The following is a 4,291-nucleotide window of genomic DNA, read 5'->3' as shown; positions in this document are numbered from 1 at the left end:
CTGGATCGCCGGCTTGACGTAGTCGTCCTTGGCGAAGCCGTTCTTCCCGATCACGTCCTGGTCCTGCCCGCGGAACTTGTAGTTCGTGGTCAGCGAGACGTTGGCCGTGAGATTCGGCGCCGGTGCAGCCGCGTCGGCGGCGGCCGCCTGCGCGCTGGCGAGCATCGGCAGGGCCGCCAGAGAGGCCAAGGAGAGAGATTTCGCAAGAACGTGTTTCATGTTTGATGAGCAATTGGGAGAGGCGACAGCGTACGGCTGCGCGCGTAAAAGGCGCGTAAAAAGCTCACGGCCGCGCATAAAGATTTGGTTTACTCTCAGCTCGATCGAGCGCACCATGGCTGGCGTCAGTGGCAAGATGCCCGAAATTCTTCAATGTCTGCGTTCGCATGCTCATCAACTGCGTCGTCTACGAGGAGGGCATCAAGCTCGCCGATATCCCGGTCGCCGAGATCAACGAATACGCGTCGCTTCCCGGGTGCTTCGTCTGGGTTGCGCTGCGCGATGCGACGCCGGAAGAACTGAGTGAGCTCCAGGTCGAGTTCGGTCTCCACGCGCTGGCCGTCGAAGACGCGCGGTACGGCCACCAGCGGCCGAAAGTCGGGGAATACGGCGACTCTCTGTTCGTGGTGCTTCACCTGCTCGAGTCCGACCCGGCGGAAAAGAAGGCATTGCACGTCGGAGAAGTCGATATCTTCGTCGGTCGAAACTACGTGGTGTCGGTGCGAAATCGCAGCGAGCATGGATTCGTGGACGTCCGCGAGCGGTGTGAACGCGAGCCCCAACTGCTGCGCCAGGGTCCCGGCTTCGTCCTCTATGCCCTCATGGACTCGGTGGTCGATCGCTACTTTCCCGTGATCGATGCGCTCGAGGTGGAACTCGAAGCCATCGAGCAGCGGATATTCACCAAGGGCGCTGCGCGCGAGAGCATCGAGCGTCTCTACGAACTGAAGCAGAGGCTGACGGTGGTCAAGCACGCCGTCGCGCCGCTGCTCGAAGGAACCGGCAAGCTGCACGGCGGCCGTGTGCCGCAGCTGTGCATCGGCTCGCAGGAATACTTCCGGGACGTCGTCGACCACCTCAACCGGATCAACAACACCATCGAGTCCATCTTCGATTCGATCGGCACCGCCATTCACGTCAACTTGTCGATGGTGACCATCGAAGATGGCGAGGTGGTCAAGCGCTTTGCCGCCTGGGCCAGCATCTTCGCCGTGTGCACGGCGCTTGCCGGCATCTGGGGCATGAACTTCGAGCAGATGCCCGAGCTGAAGTGGGCCTATGGCTATCCCGCCGCCTTGTTGCTCATCGTCAGCATTTGCGGCTACTTGTACTACCGCTTTCGTCGAGCGGGCTGGCTCTGACACGCTGTTCTGGCGGGGTGTTGAGTCCACTCTTTTCCGGGTTCGTCCGGCCGTGTGGTGGCGAGACTTTATGCGGCGCAAGGGAAGTTGATGACCCACTTCCAAAATGGGATCGGTTCGAGTTCGCGCTTTTGCGGCAGGCAGCCAGTCTCTTTACGCCTCTTTTTTACGCCTTTTTTACGCCGCTCACCGCACTCTATCCCCYGTCTTTACGCAGCCGCGCGGACACTTTCCGCATTGTCTTTTGCAGGAGTGAAGAATGGACATCGTATGGATAGTCGCCGTTGCGGCGATGTGGGTCGTCATGGCGGGGATGGTGGTCGGGCTCTTCAAGCTCGACGCGCCCAAGGGAGAGCGCTCGTGATCAGCCTCGAAGTCCTTTACGGATTCGGCGGCCTTCTCACTGTAATCCTGTTCGCATACCTCGTGTTCGCGCTCATCTGCGCGGAGGAGTTCTGACATGAACGCCTCCGCCTGGGGCCTGCTGGCCCTCTACCTCGTCGTCCTGGGCGTGCTCGCCTGGCCGGTCGGCCGCTACCTCGCGGCCCTGTGCGAAGGCCGCCTGCCGCGCTGGATGCAGCTTGTCGAAGCACCGCTCTACAAGCTCGCCGGAACGTCGCCGGATAGCTCGATGCACTGGCGCAGCTATGCGCTGGCGCTGCTGGCCTTCAATGCGATCGGCGTGCTCGCGGTCTACGGACTTCAACGGCTGCAGGCCGTGCTGCCGCTGAATCCCGCGGGCATGGCGGCCGTTTCGCCCGACTCGTCCTTCAACACTGCGGTGAGCTTCGCCACCAATACCAACTGGCAGGGCTATGGCGGCGAGTCGACGATGAGCTATCTGACGCAGATGCTCGGGCTCACGGTGCAGAACTTCTTCTCGGCCGCGACCGGCATCGTGGTCGCGTTTGCACTGGCCCGCGGCTTCGCGGCGCGCAGCACGGACGGCAAGGGCCTGGTGGGCAACTTCTGGGTCGACCTGACGCGGGTGACGATGTGGCTGCTGCTGCCGATCTCGTTCGTGATTGCGATGTTCTTGGTGGGCCAGGGCATGATCCAGAACTTCGACGCCTACAAGACCGTGACCACCATCGAGGCCACGGCCTACCAGAACCCCAAGCTCGACGCCTCAGGCCAACCGGTCAAGGACGCCCAGGGCAATCCGGTGACCGAAGACGCGAGCACCACTACGCAGACGCTGGCCATGGGCCCGGTCGCTTCCCAGGTGGCGATCAAGATGCTGGGAACCAATGGCGGCGGTTTCTTCAACGCCAATGCCGCGCACCCCTACGAGAACCCGACGGCGCTGTCGAATTTCGTTCAGATGCTGGCCATCTTCCTGATCCCGGCCGCGCTGTGCTTCGCCTTCGGCCGCGTGGTCGGCGACCTGCGCCAGGGCTGGGCGGTGCTTGCGGCGATGACGGTGCTCTTCGTCGCGGCGGTGATCGTGGTCATTCCCGCAGAGCAGGCCGGCAATCCGTTGATCGGTGCGCTGGGCGTGGACCAGGCGTCCAGCGCATTGCAGGCGGGCGGCAACATGGAAGGCAAGGAAGTGCGTTTCGGCATCAGCGCCTCGGCACTCTTCGCCGCCATCACCACGGCCGCCTCGTGCGGCGCGGTTATCTCCATGCACGACTCGTTCACGCCGCTGGGCGGCATGGTGCCGCTGGTGCTGATGCAACTCGGCGAGGTGGTCTTCGGCGGCGTCGGCACCGGCCTCTACAGCATGCTGATCTTCGCGGTCCTCGCGGTCTTCATCGCCGGGCTGATGATCGGCCGGACGCCCGAGTACCTCGGCAAGAAGATCGAGGTGCACGAGATGAAGCTGACATCGATCGCGATCCTGGTGACGCCGATCCTGGTGCTGGCCGGCACMGCSRTCGCCGTGATCGCGGACGCGGGCAAGGCCGGCATCGCCAATCCGGGCGCACACGGATTCTCGGAAATCCTCTATGCGTTCACCTCGGCCGGCAACAACAACGGCAGCGCCTTYGCCGGCCTGTCGGCCAACACGCCGTTCTACAACGCGTGGCTCGCCATTGCGATGTGGTTCGGCCGCTTCGGCGTGATCGTGCCGGTGCTCGCCATCGCGGGCGCACTGGCCGCCAAGAAGCGCATTCCGGTCACCGCCGGCACGATGCCCACGCACGGCCCGTTGTTCGTGACGCTGCTGATCGGCACCGTGCTGCTGGTCGGCCTGCTCAACTATGTGCCCGCACTGGCCCTCGGCCCCGTCGTCGAGCACCTGATGCTGTGGAAATGAGACTGCAGACCATGAARAAGAATCCTTCTCCGATCTCCCTGGGCGTGCCTGCCGAGTTGGCGGCCGTGGTKGAAGCCAAGGCCCTCGCCAGGAAGAAAAAGCACCTCTCGCTCCTTGACGCCGAACTGCTCAGGCCCGCGCTGTGGGCGTCGGTCACCAAACTGAGCCCGCGCGTGCAATGGCGCAAYCCGGTGATGTTCATCGTCTACATCGGCAGCATTCTCACCACGCTCTTGTGGGTGCATTCGCTGAGCTTCCCTGGCGACACCGGCATGTCGGCCACCTTCGTGCTCGCGGTCTCGATCTGGCTGTGGTTCACCGTGCTGTTCGCCAACTTCGCAGAAGCCCTGGCCGAAGGCCGCAGCAAGGCGCAGGCTGCTTCCCTGCGCGGGCTGCGCAAGGACACCTGGGCCAAGAAGCTGACCCAGCCCTTCCATGGCGCGACCTTTCTGCCGGAGCAGGCACCGAACCTGCGCCGCGGGGACGTGGTGCTGGTCGAGGCGCACGACGTGATCCCGCTCGACGGCGAGGTGATCGAAGGCGTGGCCTCGGTCGACGAGAGCGCGATCACCGGCGAATCGGCGCCGGTGGTGCGCGAATCGGGCGGCGACTTCTCGGCCGTCACCGGCGGCACGCGGGTGCTGTCGGACTGGCTGGTGGTGCGCAT

4 protein-coding genes and 1 pseudogene are annotated in these 4,291 nt (G+C 63.9%); 4 read left to right on the top strand and 1 reads right to left on the bottom strand.

Annotated features, from left to right (window positions below; all coding sequences use genetic code 11):
• A pseudogene (locus AC1D2E_RS34885) lies at positions 1-219 on the bottom strand (TorF family putative porin); the annotation flags it as partial.
• A 167-nt stretch (positions 220-386) separates the two neighbouring features.
• Between AC1D2E_RS34885 and corA the strand changes: the two are divergent.
• The 4 genes from corA to AC1D2E_RS34865 form a co-directional block, all read left to right on the top strand.
• Complete coding sequence (gene corA / locus AC1D2E_RS34880) at positions 387-1,361, top strand: magnesium/cobalt transporter CorA (protein ID WP_478201637.1); 975 nt, start codon at positions 387-389, stop codon at positions 1,359-1,361.
• A gap of 360 nt (positions 1,362-1,721) precedes the next feature.
• Entirely contained in the window at positions 1,722-1,820 is a 99-nt protein-coding gene (gene kdpF, locus AC1D2E_RS34875; RefSeq protein WP_478114019.1) for a K(+)-transporting ATPase subunit F, read from the top strand.
• Between the two features lies 1 nt (position 1,821).
• Positions 1,822-3,624: a potassium-transporting ATPase subunit KdpA gene (kdpA, locus tag AC1D2E_RS34870; protein ID WP_478201636.1), complete on the top strand. Its 1,803-nt coding sequence runs from the start codon at positions 1,822-1,824 to the stop codon at positions 3,622-3,624.
• Positions 3,625-3,635: 11 nt separating this feature from the next.
• On the top strand, positions 3,636-4,291 hold a 656-nt coding region (locus tag AC1D2E_RS34865), incomplete at its 3' end, for a P-type ATPase actuator domain-containing protein (protein ID WP_478201635.1).

Source organism: Variovorax sp. P1_H2 (assembly GCF_056405295.1).
This window is presented reverse-complemented; position numbering and strand designations above follow the sequence as displayed.